The sequence below is a fragment of the Streptomyces sp. NPDC058576 genome (assembly GCF_042718715.1).
GTDB lineage: Bacteria > Actinomycetota > Actinomycetes > Streptomycetales > Streptomycetaceae > Streptomyces.
In genome coordinates this window covers 144436-150215 of sequence record NZ_JBHXPF010000011.1, presented here as the reverse complement: position 1 = coordinate 150215, position 5780 = coordinate 144436, and the positions used below count along the sequence as shown (strand labels likewise).

5 protein-coding genes are annotated in these 5780 nt (G+C 71.7%); all 5 read left to right on the top strand.

The annotated features are described in order from the left end of the window. Positions 1-135 precede the first annotated feature (135 nt). The 5 genes from ACFWRV_RS11915 (at position 136) to ACFWRV_RS11895 (ending at position 5654) form a co-directional block, all read left to right on the top strand. Positions 136-870: an ABC transporter ATP-binding protein gene (locus tag ACFWRV_RS11915; protein ID WP_384332087.1), complete on the top strand. Its 735-nt coding sequence runs from the start codon at positions 136-138 to the stop codon at positions 868-870. Positions 871-1051: 181 nt separating this feature from the next. Then, positions 1052-3595: a DUF4118 domain-containing protein gene (locus ACFWRV_RS11910; protein ID WP_384332084.1), complete on the top strand. Its 2544-nt coding sequence runs from the start codon at positions 1052-1054 to the stop codon at positions 3593-3595. 76 nt (positions 3596-3671) lie between these two features. After that, positions 3672-4367: a response regulator gene (locus ACFWRV_RS11905; protein WP_384332081.1), complete on the top strand. Its 696-nt coding sequence runs from the start codon at positions 3672-3674 to the stop codon at positions 4365-4367. Between the two features lie 75 nt (positions 4368-4442). Next, positions 4443-4859, top strand: coding sequence for an OB-fold nucleic acid binding domain-containing protein (locus tag ACFWRV_RS11900; RefSeq protein ID WP_384332078.1), 417 nt, complete (start codon positions 4443-4445; stop codon positions 4857-4859). 3 nt (positions 4860-4862) lie between these two features. Beyond that, complete coding sequence (locus tag ACFWRV_RS11895) at positions 4863-5654, top strand: DUF3159 domain-containing protein (protein WP_384332076.1); 792 nt, start codon at positions 4863-4865, stop codon at positions 5652-5654. Positions 5655-5780: the final 126 nt, after the last annotated feature.

Sequence of the window (5780 nt, the reverse complement as noted above, 5' to 3'; positions counted from 1 at the left end):
GGGCCGCACCCCTTTCCGGGTGCGGCCCACCGGCCTTCGTACGTCACCACCCGCCGGCCATTGCCCGGCCCCGTGCCGCACACACATACTTGGCGGGCGACGACGCGGGCCACGTACGTACGACGGGGGAACAGCATGACCGAGAGCACCAGCGGGCAGTCCGGCACGGCCCTCGCCGAGGACCCGGCCCGTACGGTCATGGTCGCGGTCGAGGACCTGCACCGCTCGTACGGGAGCGGAGCGGCGGCCGTGCACGCCCTGCGCGGCGTCTCGTTCGAGATCCCCCGCGGTGAGCTGGTCGCGCTCAAGGGCCGCTCCGGCTCCGGCAAGACCACCCTGCTCAACCTGGTCGGCGGGCTGGACGCCCCTGACGGCGGCCGGATCACCGTCGACGGCACCGAGCTGGGCGGGCTCGGCGAGAAGGGCCTCCTGGAGCTGCGCCGGGACCGGGTCGGTTTCATCTTCCAGTCCTTCGGCCTCATCCCGATCCTGACCGCCGCCGAGAACGTCGGCGTACCGCTCCGGCTGCGCAAGGCCGATCCGGCCGAGCGTGACGAGCGGGTCGCCCTGCTGCTCTCCCTCGTCGGCCTCGCCGACCACGCGGAACAGCGCCCCGGCGAGCTCTCCGGCGGCCAGCAGCAGCGCGTCGCCATCGCCCGCGCCCTCGCCAACCGGCCCGCCCTCCTGATCGCCGACGAGCCCACGGGCCAGCTCGACGCCGAGACCGGCCTCGCCGTGATGGAACTGCTCCGCGCGGTCGTCCGCAGCGAGAACGTCACCGCCCTCGTCGCCACCCACGACCCCCAGCTGCTGGGCCTGGCCGACCGGGTCCTGGAGCTGAGCGACGGCCACATCGTCGAACAGGCCTGAGCCCCGGCCCCGCCCTCTTCACGGCCTCCGCCGGGCATCAGAGTTCCGTCAATACGCCCCTCACCTGCGCTCCCGGGACCGAACCGCGCCCGGGAGCGGAGTAGCGTCGAGGGCGGCAGCCCGCACCGGGCGCCACCGGACCTCGGCACGACAGGGCCGGACGGAAGAAGACAATGGGGCCATGGGACGCGGCACACTCCGGATCTACCTGGGCGCGGCACCGGGCGTCGGCAAGACGTACGCGATGCTCTCCGAGGCCCACCGCAGGGTCGAGCGCGGCACCGACTGCGTGGTGGCCTTCGTGGAGCACCACGCCAGGCCGCGCACCGAGGTGCTGCTGCACGGCCTGGAGCAGGTCCGGCGCAGCGAGATCAGCTACCGCGGCACCGCGTTCACCGAGATGGACGTGGACGCGGTGCTGGAGCGCGCCCCGGCGGTGGCCCTGGTCGACGAGCTGGCCCACACCAATGTCCCCGGCTCGCGGAACGCCAAGCGCTGGCAGGACGTCGAGGAGCTGCTGAAGGCCGGGATCGATGTCATATCCACGGTGAACATCCAGCATCTGGAGTCCCTGGGCGATGTCGTGGAGTCGATCACGGGGGTACGGCAGCGGGAGACGGTCCCGGACGAGGTGGTGCGCCGGGCCGACCAGATCGAGCTGGTCGACATGTCGCCCCAGGCGCTGCGCCGGCGCATGGCGCACGGCAACATCTACCAGCCCGACAAGATGGACGCGGCCCTCTCGAACTACTTCCGCCCCGGCAACCTCACCGCGTTGCGGGAACTGGCGCTGTTGTGGACCGCGGACCGGGTCGACGAGTACCTCCAGCAGTACCGGGGCGAGCACAACATCCGCTCCACCTGGCAGGCCCGCGAACGCATCGTCGTCGGGCTCACCGGCGGGCCCGAGGGCCGCACCCTCATCCGCCGCGCCTCCCGGATGGCGGCCAAGGGCTCCGGCAGCGAGATCCTCGCCGTCTACATCGCCCGCAGCGACGGACTGACCTCCGCCTCCCCGAAGGAGCTGGCGCTCCAGCGCACCCTGGTCGAGGACCTCGGCGGCAGCTTCCACCACGTCATCGGCGACGACATACCCGCCGCCCTTCTGGAGTTCGCCCGCGGCGTCAACTCCACCCAGATCGTGCTGGGCTCCAGCCGCCGCAAGACCTGGCAGTACATCTACGGCCCCGGGGTCGGCGCGACCGTCGCCCGCGAATCGGGGCCCGACCTCGACGTCCACATCGTCACCCACGAAGAGGTCGCCAAGGGCCGCGGCCTGCCCATCGCCCGCGGCGCCCGGCTCGGCCGCGCCCGGATCCTCTGGGGCTGGCTCGTCGGCGTCGTCGGCCCCGTCCTGCTCGCGGTGGTGCTGCGCAGCATGGAGGACGCTCCCGGCCTCGCCAACGACGTCCTGCTCTTCCTCTTCCTGACGGTCGTCGCCGCCCTGCTCGGCGGACTGAGACCCGCGCTGGCCTCGGCGGCCGTCGGCTGCATGCTGCTGAACTACTGGTTCACCCCGCCCACCCACACCCTGACCGTCCAGGACCCCGAGAACCTCGTCGCCATCGTGATCTTCTTCGCGGTGGCGGTGGCGGTCTCCTCCGTGGTCGACCTCGCGGCCCGGCGCACCCACCAGGCCGCCCGGCTGCGCGCCGAGTCGGAGATCCTCTCCTTCCTCGCGGGCAGCGTGCTGCGCGGCGAGACCGCCCTGGACGCCCTGCTGGAACGGGTCCGGGAGACCTTTGCCATGGAGTCCGTCGCCCTGCTGGAGCGCAGCAGCGACGTCGAGCCGTGGACCTGCGCCGGATTCGTCGGACCGGCCCCCGTCACGCGCCCCGACGACGCCGACGTGGACATGCCGGTCGGCGACAACATGGCCCTCGCGCTGTCCGGCCGGGTGCTGCCCGCCGAGGACCGCCGGGTGCTCGGCGCGTTCGCCGCGCAGGCCGCCGTCGTCCTGGATCGCCAGCGCCTGGTCTGGGAGGCCGAGCAGGCCCGCAGGCTCGCCGAAGGCAACCGGATCAGGACCGCCCTGCTCGCCGCCGTCAGCCACGACCTGCGCACCCCCCTGGCCGCCATCAAGGCCGCCGTCAGCTCGCTGCGCTCCGACGACGTCGCCTGGTCCGCGGAGGACGAGGCGGAGCTCCTGGAAGGCATCGAGGACGGCGCCGACCGGCTGGACCACCTGGTCGGCAACCTGCTGGACATGTCCCGCCTCCAGACCGGCACCGTGACCCCCCTGATCCGCGAGATCGACCTCGACGAGGTGGTCCCCATGGCGCTCGGCGGCGTCCCGGAGGGCAGCGTCGACCTGGACATCCCCGAGACGCTGCCGATGGTCGCCGTCGACCCCGGGCTCCTGGAGCGGGTGGTCGCCAACATCGTCGAGAACGCTGTCAAGTACAACCCGGGCCAGGAGCCCGTCGCCGTGGCCGCCAGCGCCCTCGGCGGCCGGGTCGAGCTACGGGTCGTGGACCGCGGCCGGGGCGTCCCCGACGAGGCCAAGGAACGGATCTTCGAGCCCTTCCAGCGGTACGGGGACGCCCCGCGCGGCGCGGGCGTGGGCCTCGGCCTCGCCGTCTCCCGGGGCTTCGCCGAGGCCATGGGCGGCACCCTGGACGCCGAGGACACCCCCGGCGGCGGGCTGACCATGGTCCTGACCCTCGCCGCGGCGCAGACCGGGCCCCGGGCCGACGCCGAGCTGCCGGCCCGGGTCACCTCGTGACACACCCCCGGGCGCATGCCGCCCGCCCCCACGCACTTCCTTCCCCCTCCCCGTACAGCAGAAAGGCAGGTCCGCGATGACCAGGGTGCTTGTGGTCGACGACGAGCCGCAGATCGTCCGCGCCCTCGTGATCAACCTGAAGGCCCGCCAGTACGAGGTCGACGCCGCGCCCGACGGGGCGACCGCCCTCCAGCTCGCCGCCGCCCGCCACCCCGACGTGGTCCTCCTCGACCTCGGGCTGCCCGACATGGACGGGGTCGAGGTGATCAGGGGCCTGCGCGGCTGGACCCGGGTCCCGATCCTCGTCCTCTCCGCGCGCCAGACCTCCGACGAGAAGGTGGAGGCCCTGGACGCCGGGGCGGACGACTACGTCACCAAACCGTTCGGCATGGACGAGCTGCTGGCCCGGCTCCGCGCCTCCGTACGCCGGGCCGAACCGGTCGGCCAGGAAGGCGGCGCCGAGGACATCGCCCTCGTCGAGACCGCCGGCTTCACCGTCGACCTGGCGGCGAAGAAGGTGCACCGGGCCGGCCGCGACGTACGCCTCACCCCCACCGAATGGCACCTGCTGGAGGTCCTCGTCCGCAACGCCGGCCGCCTGGTCAGCCAGAAACAGCTCCTCCAGGAGGTCTGGGGCCCCTCCTACGGCACCGAGACCAACTATCTGCGCGTCTACATGGCTCAACTGCGCCGCAAGCTGGAGACGGACCCCTCGCACCCCCGCCACTTCGTCACCGAACCGGGCATGGGTTACCGCTTCGAGCGCGACTGACACGCACCGATTCACGCTTTCGAGTGGTCGCCGCGTGCCTGCGTGTACCTCCCCCGGGACCGGTACTCTTCGGGTATGAGTGCTGTTCCCCGATCCGACAAAGCCGGGAAGGCGGCGAAGCCTTCCGGGCGCTTCCGCCGTATGCTCGACCGGCTCTCCAGTTCCCAGGAGGACCTGGAGTCACAGGCGCTGCGGGAGGACGCACAGGCAACCGGATGCACCCGGATCTCCGAGTGCTCCGACCGGCAGATCGTGAAGGTGACTGGTACGTTGCGGACCGTCACCCTCCGCCCCCGGGCCGGAGTGCCCGCCCTGGAGGCGGAGCTCTTCGATGGCACCGAGCCGCTGGACGTGGTCTGGCTCGGCCGTCGCTCCATCGTCGGCATAGAGCCCGGCCGCAGGATCATCGCCTCGGGGCGGGTCGCCATGAGCCACGGCCGCCGGGTGCTGTTCAACCCCACATACGAACTCCGACCGCTCGGCAAGGAGTAGCCGGTGACGTCTCTCGACAAGCCGACGTCCGACACGGACCAGCCCCACCGCACCGACCCGCAGCACGCCGGCGGGAGGCACGCGGCCCAGCAGGACGCCGAGGCGAAAGCCGTCACCGAGGCCGCTCTCTTCGAGGCCTTCGGCGGGGTGCGCGGCATGGTGGAGACAGTCCTCCCCGGGCTGCTCTTCGTCACGATCTTCACCATCAACAAGAACCTGCAGATCTCGGCCATCGCGGCCCTGGCCGTGTCCCTGGCCCTCGTCGTCGTCCGGCTGATCCGCCGGGACACCGTCAAGCACGCCTTCAGCGGCGTCTTCGGGGTGGCCTTCGGTGTCGTCTTCGCGATGATGACGGGCAATGCCAAGGACTTCTACCTGCCGGGCATGCTCTACACCCTGGGCCTCTCGGTGGCCTACATCGCCACCGCCGCCGCCGGCGTACCGCTGATCGGCCTGATCCTCGGCCCGGTCTTCAAGGAGAACCTCTCCTGGCGGACCCGTAACCCGGGCCGGAAGAAGGCCTACACCAAGGCCAGTTACGCCTGGGGCTTCATCCTGCTGGCCAAGTGCGCGATCCTCTTCCCGCTCTACTGGTGGGCCGACACCACCCAGTTCGGCTGGGTGCTCATCGCGCTGAAGATCCCGCCGTTCCTGCTCGCGGTCTACCTGACCTGGGTCTTCCTCGCGAAGGCTCCGCCGCCCATCGACGTCTTCGCCGAGATGGAGGCCGAGGAACAGGCCGAGAAGGAGCGCAAGGCGCAGGCCGCCGCGGCCCTCCGCGACCCGGAGGCCTGATCCGGTGGAACCTCGTGCACGAGGAGGGGCCCGCCCGCACGATGGCTCCCCGCCCCAACCCGAAAAGTCGATCGCGCGCGCAGGTATAAAACGCACCACACCCGACCAACAGAAGCAGAACCACAA